Origin of the sequence: Streptomyces mirabilis (assembly GCF_018310535.1) — a bacterium.
GTDB lineage: Bacteria > Actinomycetota > Actinomycetes > Streptomycetales > Streptomycetaceae > Streptomyces.
On record NZ_CP074102.1, the window covers coordinates 1168750 to 1185701 of the forward strand.

General features: G+C 69.9%; 17 protein-coding genes. 4 read left to right on the forward strand and 13 right to left on the reverse strand.

Going from position 1 to position 16952, the window contains the following annotated elements; translation table 11 throughout:
* Positions 1 to 135: 135 nt before the first annotated feature.
* From SMIR_RS05355 to SMIR_RS05375, 5 genes are all read right to left on the reverse strand, one after another.
* Positions 136 to 960 (reverse strand): ATP-binding cassette domain-containing protein, encoded by an 825-nt coding sequence (locus SMIR_RS05355; protein WP_099925296.1) that lies wholly within the window; start codon positions 958 to 960, stop codon positions 136 to 138.
* Positions 961 to 977: 17 nt separating this feature from the next.
* Positions 978 to 2039, reverse strand: a complete 1062-nt coding sequence (locus tag SMIR_RS05360) for an ABC transporter permease (RefSeq protein ID WP_168497224.1) — start codon at positions 2037 to 2039, stop codon at positions 978 to 980.
* Positions 2036 to 3040, reverse strand: a complete 1005-nt coding sequence (locus SMIR_RS05365) for a sugar ABC transporter substrate-binding protein (RefSeq protein WP_168497222.1) — start codon at positions 3038 to 3040, stop codon at positions 2036 to 2038. The genes SMIR_RS05360 and SMIR_RS05365 overlap by 4 nt, the downstream gene beginning before the upstream one ends.
* 140 nt (positions 3041 to 3180) lie before the next feature.
* On the reverse strand, positions 3181 to 4173 hold the full coding sequence (locus SMIR_RS05370) for a sugar ABC transporter substrate-binding protein (protein WP_168497220.1): 993 nt from the start codon (positions 4171 to 4173) through the stop codon (positions 3181 to 3183).
* Positions 4174 to 4322: 149 nt separating this feature from the next.
* Positions 4323 to 5060: a GntR family transcriptional regulator gene (locus SMIR_RS05375; RefSeq protein ID WP_060898451.1), complete on the reverse strand. Its 738-nt coding sequence runs from the start codon at positions 5058 to 5060 to the stop codon at positions 4323 to 4325.
* Positions 5061 to 5187: 127 nt separating this feature from the next.
* On the opposite strand from SMIR_RS05375, the gene SMIR_RS05380 reads away from it, so the two are divergent.
* A complete protein-coding gene (locus tag SMIR_RS05380) occupies positions 5188 to 6198 on the forward strand; it encodes a Gfo/Idh/MocA family protein (RefSeq protein ID WP_168497218.1) in 1011 nt (336 codons plus the stop codon).
* 77 nt (positions 6199 to 6275) lie between these two features.
* Here the strand turns inward: SMIR_RS05380 and SMIR_RS05385 are convergent, their stop codons facing one another.
* Together SMIR_RS05385 and SMIR_RS05390 are read right to left on the reverse strand one after the other, a co-directional pair.
* Positions 6276 to 7448 (reverse strand): cytochrome P450 family protein, encoded by a 1173-nt coding sequence (locus tag SMIR_RS05385; protein ID WP_168497216.1) that lies wholly within the window; start codon positions 7446 to 7448, stop codon positions 6276 to 6278.
* Positions 7449 to 7488: 40 nt separating this feature from the next.
* Entirely contained in the window at positions 7489 to 8163 is a 675-nt protein-coding gene (locus SMIR_RS05390; protein WP_212726679.1) for a response regulator transcription factor, read from the reverse strand.
* Positions 8164 to 8277: 114 nt separating this feature from the next.
* On the opposite strand from SMIR_RS05390, the gene SMIR_RS05395 reads away from it, so the two are divergent.
* A complete protein-coding gene (locus SMIR_RS05395) occupies positions 8278 to 9306 on the forward strand; it encodes an aldo/keto reductase (RefSeq protein ID WP_212726680.1) in 1029 nt (342 codons plus the stop codon).
* Positions 9307 to 9406: 100 nt separating this feature from the next.
* Here SMIR_RS05395 and SMIR_RS05400 read toward each other — a convergent pair whose 3' ends face one another.
* Entirely contained in the window at positions 9407 to 10636 is a 1230-nt protein-coding gene (locus SMIR_RS05400) for a sensor histidine kinase (RefSeq protein ID WP_211119082.1), read from the reverse strand.
* A 246-nt stretch (positions 10637 to 10882) separates the two neighbouring features.
* Entirely contained in the window at positions 10883 to 11275 is a 393-nt protein-coding gene (locus SMIR_RS05405) for a guanyl-specific ribonuclease (protein WP_101401711.1), read from the reverse strand.
* A gap of 198 nt (positions 11276 to 11473) precedes the next feature.
* Here SMIR_RS05405 and SMIR_RS05410 point away from each other — a divergent pair, with 198 nt between their 5' ends.
* Entirely contained in the window at positions 11474 to 12481 is a 1008-nt protein-coding gene (locus tag SMIR_RS05410; RefSeq protein WP_211118852.1) for a magnesium transporter CorA family protein, read from the forward strand.
* Between the two features lie 35 nt (positions 12482 to 12516).
* Here the strand turns inward: SMIR_RS05410 and alc are convergent, their stop codons facing one another.
* Together alc and allB are read right to left on the reverse strand one after the other, a co-directional pair.
* Positions 12517 to 13632, reverse strand: a complete 1116-nt coding sequence (gene alc, locus SMIR_RS05415) for an allantoicase (RefSeq protein WP_168497210.1) — start codon at positions 13630 to 13632, stop codon at positions 12517 to 12519.
* Between the two features lie 56 nt (positions 13633 to 13688).
* Positions 13689 to 15011 carry an allantoinase AllB gene (allB, locus tag SMIR_RS05420; protein ID WP_212728304.1) on the reverse strand — a complete coding sequence of 441 codons (1323 nt, stop codon included), beginning with the start codon at positions 15009 to 15011 and terminating at the stop codon, positions 13689 to 13691.
* A 298-nt stretch (positions 15012 to 15309) separates the two neighbouring features.
* Between allB and SMIR_RS05425 the strand changes: the two genes are divergently transcribed.
* Positions 15310 to 16113: an IclR family transcriptional regulator gene (locus tag SMIR_RS05425; RefSeq protein ID WP_168497208.1), complete on the forward strand. Its 804-nt coding sequence runs from the start codon at positions 15310 to 15312 to the stop codon at positions 16111 to 16113.
* A 17-nt stretch (positions 16114 to 16130) separates the two neighbouring features.
* On the opposite strand, the gene SMIR_RS05430 is transcribed toward SMIR_RS05425, so the two are convergent.
* On the reverse strand, positions 16131 to 16631 hold the full coding sequence (locus tag SMIR_RS05430; protein WP_212726681.1) for a universal stress protein: 501 nt from the start codon (positions 16629 to 16631) through the stop codon (positions 16131 to 16133).
* Complete coding sequence (locus SMIR_RS05435; RefSeq protein ID WP_212726682.1) at positions 16631 to 16858, reverse strand: hypothetical protein; 228 nt, start codon at positions 16856 to 16858, stop codon at positions 16631 to 16633. The genes SMIR_RS05430 and SMIR_RS05435 overlap by 1 nt, the downstream gene beginning before the upstream one ends.
* Between the last annotated feature and the right edge of the window lie 94 nt (positions 16859 to 16952).

Genomic DNA, 16952 nt, shown 5'->3' on the forward strand with positions numbered 1-16952 from the left:
GCGGAGTCCCCCTGAGCTCTCCGGAACGCTCCGTCGGAGCGCCCCGAAGAGCCTTGGGACGTATGTGAACCGCGGGCCGTGTGTGGCTGGTCGCGCCCACGCGGCGGAGCCGCAAATGTCACAGCCCCGCGCCTCTTAGGGGGCGCTCCGCTCCAGCTCGTGACGCAGGTCGTCCAGCTCGCTGCCGCCCGCCATCTGGCGGGTCAGCTCGTCGAGGGTGATCTCGTCGCGGGTGTGACTGCCGAACATGGCGCCGCGCTTCAGGAGGACGAAACGGTCGCCCACCAGGTACGCATGGTGCGGGTTGTGGGTGATGAGGACCACGCCGAGACCGGCGTCCCGCGCGGCGGCCACGTACTTGAGGACCACGCCGGACTGCTTCACGCCGAGCGCGGCGGTGGGCTCGTCGAGGACGAGGACCTTGGCGCCGAAGTGGACGGCGCGGGCGATCGCCACGCACTGGCGCTCACCGCCGGAGAGGGTGCCGATGGGCTGGTCGACGTCACGCAGGTCGATGCCCATGCGCAGCAGCTCCGCGTGGGTGGTCCGCCGCATGCGGTCGACATCCATGCGCTTGAAGGGGCCCGTGCCCCTCGACAGCTCGGAGCCGAGGAAGAAGTTCCGCCACACCGGCATCAGCGGGACCACGGCGAGGTCCTGGTAGACGGTGGCGATGCCCCGGTCCAGCGCCTCGCGCGGGGAGGTGAGCCGGGTCTCCTCGCCCTCGATGCTCAGGGTGCCGGCGTCGTGCTGGTGCAGGCCGGCGATGATCTTGATCAGTGTGGACTTGCCCGCGCCGTTGTCGCCGAGCACACACGAGATCTCCCCCGCGTGCACCACCAGCGAGACGCCTTCGAGGGCGCGGATGTTGCCGTAGTACTTGCTGACGTCGTCGAGTTCGACGAGCGCCGTGCGTTCCGTGGCGGCCGCGCCGGTCGTCTTTCCCGCGTCCGTCGTCATGCCGTCGCCGTCCGTCGTCATGCCGTCGCCTCCGCGCGCTTGCGGACCCAGTGGTTGAGCAGGGTCGCCAGGAGCAGCATCACTCCCAGGAAGAACTTGAACCAGTCCGGGTTCCACTCGGCGAACACGATGCCCTTGCTCACCATGCCGAAGATCAGCGCGCCGACCGCCGCGCCGACCGCGGAGCCGTAGCCGCCGGTGATCAGACAGCCGCCGATGACGGCCGCGATGATGTAGATCAGCTCGTTGCCCACGCCCTCGCCGGACTGCACGACGTCGAACGAGAACAGCAGGTGCTGTCCGGAGATCCAGGCGCCGAAGGCGACACCCATGTAGAGGCCGATCTTCGTCTTGTTGACCGGGACGCCGACCGCGCGGGCCGCGTCCTCGCCGCCGCCGACGGCGTAGATCCAGTTGCCGAAGCGGGTGCGCAGCAGGATCCAGGTGGCGACGACGACCAGGGCCAGCCACCACAGGATGGTGATCTTGAAGTCGACGCCGCCGACGGTGAGCGTCGAGGCGAAGACGTCCCTGGCCGAGGAGAAGCCCTGCATGTCGGAGATCGACTTCGTGGACACCGTGCCGCTGATCAGCTTGGTGAAGCCGAGGTTCATACCGGTCAGCATCAGGAAGGTGCCGAGCGTGATGATGAAGCTCGGCGGGTCCGTACGGGTCAGCATGACGCCGTTGAAGACGCCGATCGCCAGCGTGACGACCAGCGAGACGAGGACGCCGACCCAGACGTTCGCGGTCATCTGGTAGCTGAACATCGAGGAGATCAGCGCGGAGCTGGTCACCATGACGCCCGCGGAGAGGTCGAACTCGCCGCCGATCATCAGCAGCGCGACCGGTACGGCCATGATGCCGATCGTCGAGGAGGCGTACAGCACCGTGCTGAGGCTCGCGGCCCGTACGAAGCTGTCCGCGAAGATCGCGAAGAAGAGGAAGACCGCGATCGCGCCGACCACGGAGCCGAGCTCGGGCCGGCCCATGAGTCTGCGCAGGGGCGAGGTCTTCAGGAGGCGCTCGTCGACCTTGGTGTCGGGCGACGGCGCGGGTGCAGGCGCAGTGGCGCTCATCGGGTCCCCCGCTTGGTGTACTCCTCGAGCGCGGCGGCCTGATCCTTGGTGATGATCTGCGGGCCGGTGAGGACCGGCTTGCCGCCGCCGAGGACATCGGCGTTGTACTTGTAGAGCCACAGCAGGTCCACGGCCTCGTACCCCTGGAGGTAGGGCTGCTGGTCGACCGCGAAGCCGAGCGTGCCGTCCTTGAGCTCCGAGGCCACCTTCGCGTTCAGGTCGAAGGTGTCGATCTCGGCCTCGCTGCCCGCGTCGGCCTTCGCCTTCACCGCGGTGTCCGCGTAGGGGGCGCCGAGCGTGACGACCGTGTCGATGGACTTGTCGGCCTGCAGTTTGGCGCCGATGGAGGACTGCACGTCGGGCATGCTGGTGCCCTGGACGTAGAGGTTCTGCACGGTGCCGTGGAAGGTCTTCTTCACGCCCGCGCAGCGCTGCTCGTGGCCGACGTTGCCCTGCTCGTGCAGGATGCACAGCGCCTTCTTGCGGCCCCGCTTGTTCAGCTCCTCGCCGACCGCCTCACCGGCGATCGTCTCGTCCTGCCCGATGTGGGCGAGCGCGCCGAACGCCTTGGACTGCTCGGATCCGGAGTTCACCGTGATCACGGGAATGCCGGCCTTCTCGGCGCGCGCGACGGCGGCCTTCATCGCGTCCGGCTTGGCCAGCGTGACGATGATGCCGTCGACCTGCTTGTCCACGGCGGCGTCGACGAGCTGCGCCTGCTGCTGCGCCTCGGCGTTGTGCGAGTACAGGAAGTTGATGTTGTCCTTGACGGCGGCCTGCTTGGCGCCGTTCTGCACGATGTCCCAGAACGTGTCGCCATCGCCCGAATGGGTGATCATCGCGAAAGTCCACTTGGGCGTGTTCACCGCGGCCCTGCCCTGGGCCGACGCCGCCTTACGGGCATCCTCGGCCCGCTTCCCGCCGGTGCTGCTGCATCCCGCGAGGGACACCCCCAGCGCCCCTGCGAGCGCGATGCTTACCCAGGTCCGAGTCCGTGCCACGAGGCCGTGCCCTTCTTGCTGTGTTCCTTGGTGCGCCGGGGCCTGCGGAACGGCCCGGCGGGCCGTTCCGCAGGCCCCGGGGGCCGACATCTCGCCGGCCCCAAACGCCCAAGTATCGAACACTGGGATCGTGCACCCCATCAGCGGGTCCCGCGCGCGGTGTACTTCTCGAGGGTCGGGGCGTCCTTCTCGGTGATGATGGCCGGGCCGGTCAGGACCGTCTTGCCGCCGCCGAGGATGTCGCCGTTGGTCTTGTAGAGCCACAGCATGTCGATGGCCTCGTACCCCTGGAGGTAGGGCTGCTGGTCGACCGCGAAGCCGACCTCCTTGGCCTGGAGGCGCTTGACCACCTCGGCGTTCAGGTCGAAGGTGTCGATCTCCGCCTTGCTGCCCGCGTCGGCCTTGGCCTTCACCGCGACGGCGGCGATCGGGGCGCCCAGGGTGACCACGGCGTCGATGCCCTTGGTCGCCTGGAGCTTCGCCTCGATGGAGGACTGGGTGGCAGGGGCGTTGGTGCCGTCGACGTTGAGGTTCTCGACCGTGCCCTTGAAGGATTTCTTCACGCCCGCGCAGCGCTGCTCCAACGAGACGTTGCCCTGCTCGTGGATGACGCAGACGGCCTTCTTCAGGCCCCGCTTGTTGAGCTCCTCTCCGACGGCCTCACCGGCGACCGACTCGTCCTGGCCGAAGTGCGCGAGCGCCCCGAACTGCTTGGAGAACTCGGCACCGGAGTTGATCGTGACGACCGGGATGCCCGCCTGCTCGGCCTTGGCGAGGACGTCCTTCATGGCATCGGGCTTGGCCAGGGTGACGACGATCCCGTCGACCTTCTTGTCGATGGCGGCCTGGACGAGCTGGGCCTGCCCGCCCGCTTCCTTGTCGTTCGAGTACAGGAAGTCGACGTTGTCCTTGCTCGCCGCCTGCTTGGCGCCGCTCTGCACGATGTCCCAGAAGGTGTCGCCCTCGCCGGAGTGCGTCACCATCGCGATCTTCAGACGGGGCGTACTCGCGGCCTTGCCACCACTCCCGCTGCCGCTCGCCTTGTTCTCGGAGTCCTTGCCACCGGAGTTACTGCAGCCGGCCGCGAGCGCGATCACGGCGATCACCGCCGCTGCCGTTCGGGCTGTACGCATGGTCGGAACACCCTCTTCTCCGCCGCTCCTTTGCGGCTGAGGGGAGTTCTAGCTTTGCGTCCGCACACCAGTCAATGCACTTTTTAGAACATTCTTACGATTCAAATTCGGCCTCACCGAAGCCGATTCACAACCCCTTCACGACCGCTTCACGGCCGTACGAGGAGCTGGAATTCGAAGGAGTAGCGCGAGGCACGGTACATGTGGCTGCCGAACTCCACCGCGCGTCCGGTGTCGTCGAAGGTGGTGCGCTGCATGGTCAGCAGCGGCGCCCCCTCGGGCTCACCGAGCCGCTCCCCCTCCTCCGCGGTGGCCGCGCGGGCACCGACGGACTGACGGGCGCTGTGCAGTGTGATGCCCGCGGCCCGCATCAGCCGGTACAGACCGGTGGCCTCCATCTGCTCACTGTCCAGCTCCAGCAGCTCCGGGGGCAGGTAGTTGCAGAGGTACGCCATCGGCTCCCCGTGGGCGAGCCGCAGCCGCTCCACCCGGTGGACGTCACTGCCCTCGGCCACGCCCAGAGCGGCCGCGACCTCGGCGGACGCCGGTACGACGGTGTTGACGAGCACCCGGGTCGCGGGGCGCTGCCCGGCCGCCTCCAGGTCGTCGTACAGGCTGCTGAGCTCCAGGGGCCTCTTGACCTGGCTGTGCACGACCTGGGTGCCGACGCCGCGGCGGCGCACCAGCAGACCCTTGTCGACGAGGGACTGGATGGCCTGGCGGACCGTGGGCCGGGACAGCCCGAGCCGCCCCGCGAGCTCGATCTCGTTACCGAGAAGGCTCCCCGGGGTCAGGGTCCCGTGCTCGATCGCGGCCTCCAACTGTTGGGACAACTGGAAGTACAGCGGGACCGGACTGCTGCGGTCGACGCTGAGCTGGAGCGACACGGTCGGATCCTCATCTGGTTTCGGCACGGGCCGAGCGTAGCTCTGGGAGATGTTGACGGGAAGTTGTGTAGTTCGATTGTCCGGACAAAGCATTGACAGCGTGCCTGGTGGGCCTCAGTTTGTTCCCATGCGCATCGGACTTATCGGAACGGGTCGTATCGGCACATTTCACGCGACCGTTCTCAACCGCCACCGCGAGGTCGGCTCCCTCATCGTCACGGACGCGGACTCGGTGAGGGCACATGCGGTCGCGGACCGGCTGGGCGCGACGGCGGCCCCCAGTGTGGACGAGATCTTCACCTGGGGCGTGGACGCCGTGGTCATCACGGCGGCCACCTCGGCGCACGGCGAACTGATCGGTCGGGCAGCGCGCCTGGGACTCCCGGTGTTCTGCGAGAAGCCCATCGCGGTCGATCTGCCGGGCACGCTGTCCGCGCTCGCCGAGGTCGACGCGGCCGGCACGGTCCTTCAGCTGGGTTTCCAGCGCCGCTTCGACACGGGCTACACGACCGCGCGTGAGGCGGTGCGCTCGGGGCGGCTCGGACGGCTGCACACCATCCGCGCGATGACCTCCGACCAGTCGCCGCCCCCGGCCGCGTACCTCCCGATCTCCGGCGGCATGTACCGCGACTGCCTCGTCCACGACTTCGACATGCTGCGCTGGATCACCGGCCACGAGGTCGTCGAGGTGTACGCGATGGGCTCCGACGCCGGGCCCTCGATGTTCCGTGAGGCGCATGACATCGACACGGCCGCCGCCGTCCTCACCCTGGACGACGGCACACTCGCCACGACGACGGCGACCCGGCTGAACGGCGCGGGCTACGACGTGCGCATGGAGCTGGCCGGCGAGCTGGACCAGATCGGCGTCGGCCTGGACGACCGTACGCCGATCGCCTCCACCGAACCTGCCGGACCGCCGGCCGCCGACAAGCCGTGGACCGGTTTCCTGGAGCGCTTCGGCCCCGCCTACGAGGCCGAGCTCGCCGCCTTCGTCGGCGTCGTGCGCGGCGAACGCGCCAACCCCTGCGACGGGCAGGAGGCTCTGCACGCACTGCGCATCGCCGAGGCCTGCGAGCTGTCGCGGCTGGAGAGACGCCCGGTGTACCTGGCGGAGATCCCCGGCAGACGGGACTGAGCGAGCACGTCGGCGCCCCTCCCCACCCGAAGCCGCACCATCGTCACCCCCCGACTCACCCCCCCACGCACCACCGCTCACCAGCGCACCGGCAGGCTGCGCAGACCGCGCATCAGCATGCCGGAGAGCCAGTCACCAGGGGGCCCGTCCAGCGCGAGATCCGGGCATCTCTCCAGCAGGGAGCGCAGCGCGACCCGGGCTTCGAGACGGGCCAGCGGCGCACCCAGGCAGTAGTGGATGCCGTGCCCGAAGGAGAGATGGCCCCGCGGGGCGCGGTGGATGTCGAAGCGGTCCGGATCCGGGCAGCGCGCCGCGTCACGGTTGGCGGCATCGAGCCCGATCATCACCGAGTCACCGGCCGCGATGGCCCTGCCGCCGATCTCCAACGGCTGCGCCGCATAGCGGTACGTCGCCGTCTCGACCGGTCCCTCGAAGCGCAGCACCTCCTCCACCGCGCCGTCGAGGAGCGTCATGTCGGCCCGCAGCGCGGTGAGTTGGTCGGGGTGGGTGAGCAGAGCATGCACACCGTTCGTGATCAAATTGACCGTGGTCTCGTGGCCCGCGACCAGCAGGATGAACGCCATCCCGCGCAACTCGTCCCGGGAGAGCCGGTCGCCGTCCTCGGCCCGGGTGCGGATGAGGTCGCTGAGCAGGTCGTCGCCAGGTGCCGTGCACCGCTTGTCCTCGATCAGCTCATCGAGATAGGCGGCCAGCTGCCGGACGGCGGCCAGCTCGGAATCTCCGTCGGTCGGCGTCACGATCTCGTTCGACATCGCGCGGAACATCACCCGGTCGATGTCCGGAACGCCGAGGAGCTCGCAGATGACGGTGATCGGCAGCGGATAGGCGAACGAGTCGACGAGGTCGGCGCATCCCTTCGGCAGCATCTCGTCCAGCAGTTCGTCGGTGATCTGCTGAACGCGCGGGCGCATCGCCTCCACCCGCCGCATGGTGAACGCGCCCGTGACGAGGGAGCGCAACCGGGTGTGCTCCGGCGGGTCGGCGATCAGCACATACCGGCCCATCAGCTCCTCTTCGAGCGAGCTCCATCCCCCTCTCCTCGTGTCCTTGGAGAGCCTCGGGTCGGCGAGGGCGGCCCGCGCCTCCTCGTACCCGACGACGAGCCAGCCCTCGTACGCACCCGGCTGCGGCGTCCGCACCCAGTGGACGGGGCCGCGCTCGCGCAGCGCCGCGTACACCGGATACGGGTCCCTCGTGAACCCCGCGCCGTACTCCCCCAGATCGATCATGGTCCCCCTCCCTTGCCCTTCCAACGCGCGGGCCCGGCGCTCAGTGCCCGTCGTCTCCCTCCAGAAGTCCCGCGTCGTACGTCAACAGGGCGATCTGCACACGGTTGTTGAGGCCGAGCTTGGCGAGGATCCGTGAGACATGGGTCTTGACGGTGGCGACGCTCATGTACAACTCGGCGGCGATCTCGGCGTTGGAGGAGCCCCGGCCGACGGCCACCGCGACCTCGCGTTCACGGTCGTTGAGCGCGCCGATCCGGTCCAGGGCGCCGGTGCGCCGCCCACCCGGCGCCCCACCGGCCGCGTGCTCCATCAACTGACGGGTGACGGCGGGCGAGAGCACGGGATCACCGGCCGCGACCCGGCGTACCGCGTCGAGGATCTCCATCGGCGGCGTGTCCTTGAGAACGAACCCGGCGGCACCCGCGCGCAGCGCCCGCAGCACCTGGTCGTCGGCGTGAAACGTGGTGAGGACCACGATCTGCGGCGCGTCCTCGCGCCCTCGCAGCCGTTCGGTGGCCGTGAGCCCGTCGACCACCGGCATCCGGATGTCCATCAGGACGACGTCCGGGCGGGTGCGGTCGACGAGCGCCTCCACCTCGCTGCCGTCCGCGGCCTCGCCGACGATCTCGATGTCGTCGGCGCCGCCCATCATGAAGGACAGGCCGGCCCTGACCAGCGGATCGTCGTCGACGAGAAGCAGCCGGATCGCATTCATGGTGCCTACCGTAGGTGCCCGCCGGAGCATTACCCACGCTTCGACCGAGACGAACGACTACCGTCGGCGGACAGGACAGTGTCGACGGGGTCTCACCCGGGAGTGAGGAGTTCAGTGCGCTATCGGCTCTTGGGCAGGACCGGCCTGCGCGTCTCGGAACTGTTCCTCGGCGCCATGACGTTCGGGGAGCAGGGCGGGGTGGGAGCGCCGAAAGAGGAGTGCGCGCGGATCCTCGACGCGTACGCGGAGGCGGGCGGCAACGTGGTGGACACGGCCGTCAACTACCGGGGCGGCGCCAGCGAGGAGATCGTGGGGGAGTTACTCAAGGGCCGCCGCGACCGTTTCGTCCTCTCCACCAAGTACACCGTCTCCCGTGACGGCACCGACCCGAACGCCGCCGGGAACCACCGCAAGAACCTCGCCCTCTCCCTGGAGACGAGCCTGCGGCGCCTCGACACGGACTACATCGACGTCTACTGGGTGCACATCTGGGACCGGAACACACCGGTCGAGGAGACCATGCGCGCCCTGGACGACGCCGTAAGGTCCGGCAAGGTCCTGTACGTGGGTATCTCGGACGCGCCCGCCTGGGTGGTCTCACGGGCCAACACCCTTGCCGAGTGGCGGGGTTGGTCCCCCTTCGCCGCACTCCAGGTGCCCTACAGCCTGCTCAGCCGCGACGCGGAGCGCGAGCTTCTCCCCATGGCGGAGACCTTCGGCATGTCGGTGGCCGCGTGGAGCCCGCTGCAGAACGGTGTTCTGTCGGGCAAGTACACACGTCCGGGCGGCGTGGCCCCCGGCACGGCGACCCGCCTCTCCCCCGAGGCGATCGGGGAACTCGAACGGACGGTGGCCGAAGCGGTCCAGTCGGCGGCCGACGAACTCGGCGCCTCCCCCGCGCAGGTGGCCATCGCCTGGACCATGGCCCACTCCCCCACCGTCCACCCCATCATCGGCGCACGCCACGTCACCCAGCTCACCGACAACCTGGGCGCAAGCGAACTCACCCTCCCCGACCACATACTGACCGGCCTGGAGGAGGCCACAGCCTTCCGTACAGGCTTCCCGACAGACTTCATCGACGAGACATCAAGCTGGGTGTACGGCACCGCGGGCCACCGAGTAATCCCCCGCAAGCCCTGACACACCCGCAGCCGCCACGACCCCGACCCACCACGCACCCGCAGCCGCAGCCGCACCGCACGCTCACCCACGCACCCTCACCCGCAGCCGCAGCCCACGCTCACCCACCCCACGGCAGCCACGCCCGCACCAAGAAGCCCCCACCTCCGTCGGACCCGTGCTCCAGACGTCCCCCGGCCAGAGTAGCCCGCTCCGTCAGTCCGATCAGCCCCTGCCCGGAACCCGGCACATGCGGCACCTCCCCCGGAGGGGCCGGGTTTCGCACGGACACACTCAGACCGTCACCCGGGGCACCCGAGACATCAACCGTGACCTCGGCTCCCGGAGCATGTTTACGAGCGTTCGTCAGCCCTTCCTGGGCGATGCGATACACGGTCCGCCCGACGGACGCGGGCACAGCCGCGGCATCGGTGACCCGCAGATCGAGGGCCACCTTCATCCCCGCCTCACGCGACTCGGAGACCAGCGCGTCCAACGCGCCGAGCGTCGGCTGCGGCCGCCCCGCGTCGTCGGAGTCACCCGCCCGCAGCACCCCGATGATCTCCCGCAGATCCTGCAGGGCCTCGTGCGCGCTCTCCCGGATCACCCCGGCGGCCCGCGCGACCTCCTCGCGAGGCGCGTCCGGCCTGAACTCCAACGCCCCCGCGTGCACGCTCAACAGCGTCAGCCGGTGCGCGAGCACATCGTGCATCTCGCGCGCGATCGCCTCGCGCGCCAGCCGCTGCGCCTGCTCGGCCCGTAGCGCCGCCTCCGTCTCGGCCCGCCGCGCCCGGTCCCGCAGACTCAGCATGAGCTGCCGCTTGGACCGTACGAACATGCCCCAGCCGACGACCGCCAGCGTCAGCAGCGCGGAGACGGCGATGGCGGCGGCGTAGGGCAGATCGGGATCGGGGCGCAGCCAGAAGTAGACCGGAAGCAGGGCGAGCTGGAGACCGGCGACCCAGCCCACGTACTTGAGGGGCCGGTGCACGGCGAGCGTGAAGAGGGCGACCAGGCCTGCGCCGCCCGCGGTGTTGGAGAGCAGTCCGACGGGGATCATCGCCACGGCCAGCCCCAGCGGCCACCGGCGACGCGACCACACCGCGAGACAAGCGAGTCCGCCGATCCACTGGTCGACGACGGCGAGGGCGTGCGGGGTGTCCGGGTCGCGGGTCAGCGTGTGCGCGGCCATCACCCCGATGACGACGGCCAGCAGAAAGCAGCCGAAGTCGACCACCCAGTCACGCGCGGTACGCCGTGGCCGTCCGCCCTGCCCCGTCCGCTCGGGGCCGAGCTCCGCGACCACGGCCGACGGCAGCAGCCAGCGCCGCCCGGGCAGAACGGGTGCCATCGGCACCGGATTGTCACCACTCACGGTCGACAAATCTATGAGGCCCACCCCGCGGGCACCTCCCCCGCGGCGGCGATCGTCGACCAAAGTAGCGGCGCCTCATACTTTCGTCCGGACGTACCTCGCCCCGCGGCCCATGAACGTGGGGGGAACCGCGGGGCGAGGAGCTTCCGCAAGGCGATCAAAACAGTCAAAGCAGATGAAGCAGATGAAGCGGTCAAACCAGACGTACGCGCAGCCCTCGGCTCAGCAGCCGAAGTTGATCAGCTTGAACGTGACGTAGTGGTCCGAGGTGTAGTAGTCCTCCTGCGTCTTCTTACCGGTCACGATGCGCTTGGCGCCGCGCGTCGAGGATCCCGGCGTGATGACGGTGTACTCGTGGTAGTACCCGGTGGACTGAGAGGGCAGGACACCCTCCCGGTTCTGGAAGACGACCCCGTCCTGCGAGTACGGGAAGGGACCGCCCGACGCGATCAGGTCCAGCGTGTCGTACGCCTGCGACGGCAGGTTGCTGTAGCAGATGCTGCCCACGGCGGTGGCCGCCGCGTTGGCGGGGACCACGGTGGTGCCGCCGATGAGCAGCGCGGACATGAAGGCGACCAGGGCGCCGATACGAGTGATTCGTGGGGGGAATCTCATGACTCTAGGATGACGCGCGTAGACCCTGGCATGTCAATGTCAAGGCAGAGGATTTCTCCCGCCAAGTCCGATGAATTTTCCGGGAGTTAACGAAGCCCGACACGACGCCGGGCGCGGTCAGCTGCTCGCGGGACCTTCGGCGGTAGTGTGCCGAGGGACGGTGCAGTGTGCACACGACGCCATCCACGGTGAGGGGCGATGATCGTTTCGGTGGTGTCGATGCCGGAGGGCGTCGTCGTTCGCACCGGTCTGGCACAGGCCCGGGAGCGCCTCGCGGCGACCTCCGGCTTCGTGATCGTGGACATCGACCTGGGAGACGAACCCCCACTCGACGACGAGCCGCTCTCGCGTCGGCTCGGACTGGACGACGCGGCCGGGGAGTGGCTCGGCAGAGCGGACGAGCACGTCCGGGCCGAGTACCACGGCGGCACTGCCATCGGCGTCGTTCCGGTGGTCTGCGGAAACGAGGTCTCCCATGTCCATGTCCTTGCCGACGAGCGCCGCTTCATCACGGTGCATCACGGGCCCGTCGAACTGATCGGGGCCTTCATCGACCGGTTGCGACAGGATCTGCCCCCCGACGTGGTGACGACGCTGTTCCTGTTTCTGCAAGGGGTCCTGGAGACCTTTCGCCGGGCCGTCACGCAGGCCCATCTGGAGGTCGAGGACCTGGAGGAGGCGATGTTCGAGCGGCGGCAGCCGGAGCACGTCCACCGGCTGGCCCGGCTGCGACGGCGCGCGGCCCATCTGCATCGCGCGTTCCTGCCGTACGCCGCGGTCGCCCAGGAGATCCTGGTGCGCCGCAGGATGACGGATCACCACCTCTCGGAGGAGCGGCAGGCGATGAACCGGCTGCACGAGCACACCGTGCAGCTGGTCCTCGCGGAGATCGAGGCGCTGCGGGACGCGGCCCGGCGGGCCGCGACCAGCTACGCGTCACTCGTCGCCGATCAGCAGAACGTCGTGATCAACAGACTCACCATCGTCTCGATGATCTTCTTGCCCCTGTCGTTCCTGACCGGCTTCTTCGGTATGAACTTCGCCTACCTCACCAACCGGTTGATGAGCGAGGACTCCTTCCTGGAGTTCGGCGTGGGTCTGCAGGTGGGTGCCGTGATCGTCGCCCTGTACTACGTGCTGTACCGCACGCACTGGCGGCAGTTGCGCGACAGCCGTGCCCGCGACGCCGCCGACGACCAGCCCTGATCGCGGCCCGCCGGGCCCCGCGCGGCAGCGCGGCCTCAGCCGCCGAGCTCCTGGTACCTGGCCGTCAGGACCGTGGCGCCCTCCTCCGTGAGGGAGCCGAACAGACGCAGGCGGGAGATGCCTCCGTCGGGAAAGATGTCCACGCGCGCGTGGGTCCCGATCACCGGCGCGGCGAGGACGAAGCGGTGGTTGGTGTCGGGCTGGAGGCGGGTACGGGGGAGGATCTCCGTCCAGTCGCCGTCGCCGTCGTCCTTCACCGACACCGACGCCCAGCCGGCGCTGTTGCCCTTCAGGTACGCCGTGTCGATCTCCAGGGCGCGGATCTCGGACTGGGCGACCAGCTGGTAGCGGATCCAGTCGTTGCCCTGGTCGCGGCGGCGGCGGGTCTCCCAGCCGTCGTCCATCTTGCGGGAGCGCCCCGGCTGGATGGTGTTCGTGGCGGGCGAGTAGAAGAGGTTGGACGCGTCCTCGACCCTGCCGCCGTTCTCCAGGGCGAGGACGTCGAAGGTGCCGAGCGCGGAGAGCCACTCCGGGTCGGCCACGACCTCGCCGTACACACGCAGCCGGGCGATGCCGCCGTCGGGGTGCTGGTTGACGCGAAGGTGGGTGAAGCGCTGCTCGACGGAGACGGCGAAGCCGTTGGCGGCGTGGCCGCCGACCGCCGTGCGCGGTACGAGCGTCGTCCACTTCACGTCGTCCGCGAGGAGTTCCTCCGGTGACGGGGAGCCGGCGACCGCGGCGCCCTCGACCGACACCGCCTGGGGGTAGTTCCCGCGGAAGTGGGCCGTGTCGACCACCACCCCGCGTACGACACCGGGTGCGCCGAGCCGGACGAGCGCCCAGTCGTGGTCCTCGGCCGTCGGCCACGGGTGCTCGGCCGAGGCGCCGCGGCGCCGTCGTGTCTCCCAGCCGTCCATGATCTTGCCCTTGTGCCCGAAGTGCTCGGGGTCGAACTCGGCCCGCCCGGGCAGCAGGAGGTTCTCGCGCTGGGCGAAGAACTCGTCGTTGGCGGCGATGACCCCGGCGCCGAGCTGCCGGTCGGCGAGGTTGGCGTACTGGGTGAAGGGGAAGTCGGCGGTGCGGTGGTCCGCGTACGGGTCGCCGCCTCCGTAGGGGTTCGCGTCGCCGGTGAAGTGAGGAATCGCCGTCACGTTGATCAGGTCTGCCTTTCGAGGTCGGCCGCTGCGGGTGCGGGTGCGTTCGAGGACTACGGGGTGCGCGTCAGAAGTTCGCCGCCTGGAGCGCCGAACTCGCCGTCGGCCACGATGCGCTCGCCTCGCAGCCAGGTGGACTTCACGACCCCGCTGAGCGTTCGGCCGGCGTACGCCGTGACCCGGTTGCGGTGCTGCAGTGCGGCGGGATCCACGGTGAAGGTCTCGTCGGGGGCGAGGACGGCGAAGTCGGCGTCAAGGCCCACCGCGATGGCGCCCTTGCGGGAGTCCAGGCCGACCAGTCGGGCGGTGCGCGTGGACATCCAGCGGACCACGTCCTCCAGGCTGTGCCCGCGCTTGCGGGCCTCCGTCCAGACCGCCGACAGACTCAGCTGGAGCCCGGAGATGCCGCCCCAGGCGGTCGCGAAGTCGTCCGTCTTCAGGTCGGCCGTGGACGGCGAGTGATCGGTGACGACGCAGTCGATCGTGCCGTCGGCCAGCGCCTGCCACAGCAGGTCCTGGTTGGCGGCCTCGCGGATGGGCGGGCAGCACTTGAACTCGCTCGCCCCGTCGGGGACTTCCTCGGCCGTCAGGGTCAGGTAGTGGGGACAGGTCTCCACCGTGATCCGCACGCCCGCACGCTTGGCTTCGGCGATCAGGGGCAGCGCGTCGGAGGACGACAGGTGCAGCACGTGCACACGCGCGTGGAGGCGTTCGGCCTGCGCGATGAGGTTGCCGATGGCGGTGTCCTCGGCGTCGCGCGGGCGCGAGGCCAGGAAGTCGGCGTACTTCCGGCCGCCCTTCTGAGGGGCGGCGGCGAGGTGGTGCGGGTCCTCGGCGTGCACGATGAGCAGGCCGTCGAACGCGGCGATCTCGGCCAGCGACCGGGCCAGTTGCTCCTGGTCCAGCTCGGGGAACTCGTCCACCCCGGACGGCGACAGGAAGGCCTTGAAGCCGAAGACTCCTGCGTCGTGCAGCGGGCGCAGGTGCTTGACGTTGTCGGGGAGGGCACCGCCCCAGAAGCCGACGTCGATGTGCGCCTTGGGGCGGGCGACGTCCTGCTTCGTACGGAGGTGGTCGACCGTGGTCGTCGGCGGGAGGGAGTTGAGCGGCATGTCGACCAGGGTGGTGATACCGCCGGCCGCGGCGGCGCGCGTCGCGGTCCAGAAGCCCTCCCACTCCGTGCGGCCGGGGTCGTTGACGTGCACGTGGGTGTCGACCAGGCCCGGCAGGAGGACGTCGTCGCCGAAGTCCTCCAGGCGGGCGCCGGACGGCACCTCGGCGTCGTACGCGAGCACGGCCGTGATCCTGCCCGCGGCGACCGCGACCGTGGCGGCGCGCGTCCCTTCGGGAGTGATGACGCGCGTCGAGCGCAGCATCAGTTCGACCCATCCGACGTCGGACACCCGGACCCCTCTCTCTGCCGCTGTCGACTCCCGCTGCCGCAGTTAACTTCCGCGTAACGGAATTCAACGTTCTGTTGAAGGAGTCTTCACTCAAGCCCTCGCACCGTCAAGGGCTCACCCCTCCACCCTGCCCCCGAATGCACCCCTCTGGATGTTTCCACAGAATGGAATTAGAATTCCACAAGGCAGAACGTAGCTACGTACCACCAAGGAGTCAACCAACCGCCGGGTAGGCTGCATCACTGCCTGTCAGCCTTGAAAGGACCGCGCCGTGCCTGCGTCCAGCGCCAGCACCACCGACGACGCCAAGTCATCCGCCCCGAGCGGTGGTGTCCAGTCCCTCGAGCGCGCCTTCGATCTGCTCGAGCGCATGGCCGACGCCGGCGGGGAGGTCGGCCTGAGCGAGCTCTCCGTGAGCAGCGGGCTGCCGCTGCCCACCATCCACCGCCTCATGCGCACGCTCGTGGCCTGTGGTTACGTACGCCAGCAGCCGAACCGCCGCTACGCGCTCGGCCCCCGTCTGATCCGCCTGGGCGAGTCCGCCTCCCGGCTGCTCGGCACCTGGGCACGCCCCTACCTCGCCCGTCTGGTCGAGGAGACCGGCGAGACCGCGAACATGGCGCTGCTCGACGGGGACGAGATCGTGTACGTGGCCCAGGTGCCCTCCAAGCACTCGATGCGCATGTTCACCGAGGTGGGACGCCGGGTGCTGCCGCACTCCACGGGCGTGGGCAAGGCCCTGCTCGCGCACACCCCGGCGGACGAGGTGCGCGCGCTGCTCGCCCGTACCGGCATGCCTGCCGCGACGGAGAAGACGATCACCACACCGGACGGCTTCCTCACCGCGCTGGAGGAGGTGCGCCGGCTCGGTTACGCGGTCGACGACAACGAGCAGGAGATCGGCGTGCGCTGCCTGGCCGTCTCGGTCCCCGACTCCCCCACGGCCGCCGCCATCTCGATCTCCGGTCCCGCGGGCCGGGTCACGGACGCGGCCACGGAGAAGATCGTGCCCGTGCTCCAGCAGGTCGCGGTGGAGCTGTCGGAGGCGCTGGCGAGCTCGGGCCCGGGGGCCTGACCGGCGCGCCCCGGGGGTCACCCGGCGGCGAGGTCGGCGAAGTCCCGCGCCATGGCCCGGCGCAGTGCTCGGCGTTCGCGCCGTGCGAAGGCCGGCGCGGGCACCGTCAGGACCGGGCAGCGGGCGTGCGCCGACACCCGGCGGCGGACCGCGGCCCGACGAGCTCCCGCGCGGGCGCCGAGGACCAGGAGGTCGTCCGGGTGCGCGGCCAGCCGGCACAGGGCCCGGTCGGGACGGGCACGGACCACCCTGCGGACGACGGTGACCTCGGGCGGCGTACCGCCGAAGGCCTCCTCGAAGGCCCGGTCGAGCCGGGCGGCGGCATCGCGGGCGCAGCGGGCGGCCCAGGCACTGTCGGGGTTGCGGACGTAGAGGACCTCGCCCTCGGGCGGCTCCCAGGCGAGCACGGCCACGAGCGCGCGGCCGCTGTCGCGGGCGGCACGGGCGGCGACCCGCAGCGCGACGAGACTGGCGAGCGAGCCGCTGACGCCGACGACCACCCGTCCGGCGGCCGCCATCAGGACTCACCCCGGCGCAGCCGCGGCAGCCCGAGCCCCCCACCGGCACGGGCCGTGAAGCGGCGCCCCGCGACCAGCCCGTGCACCCACTCCCGCACCGGCACCGCCGGCATCCGCTCCTCCTGGCGCCGCTGCATCTCCCGCTCCCCACGATCGGTGAGGCAGTGGTCGCTTCCCTTGACGCTGACGCTCCCCTTCTCGCAGACGTGTCCGGCGTCGATCGACATCACTCCGCTCCCCTTCCCAGGCCAATGCGGTGGGACGATTTCCCCTGGTCCCGGAAGTCTGTACGCTGATTGGCCTGCCCTACAGGGCCAATGC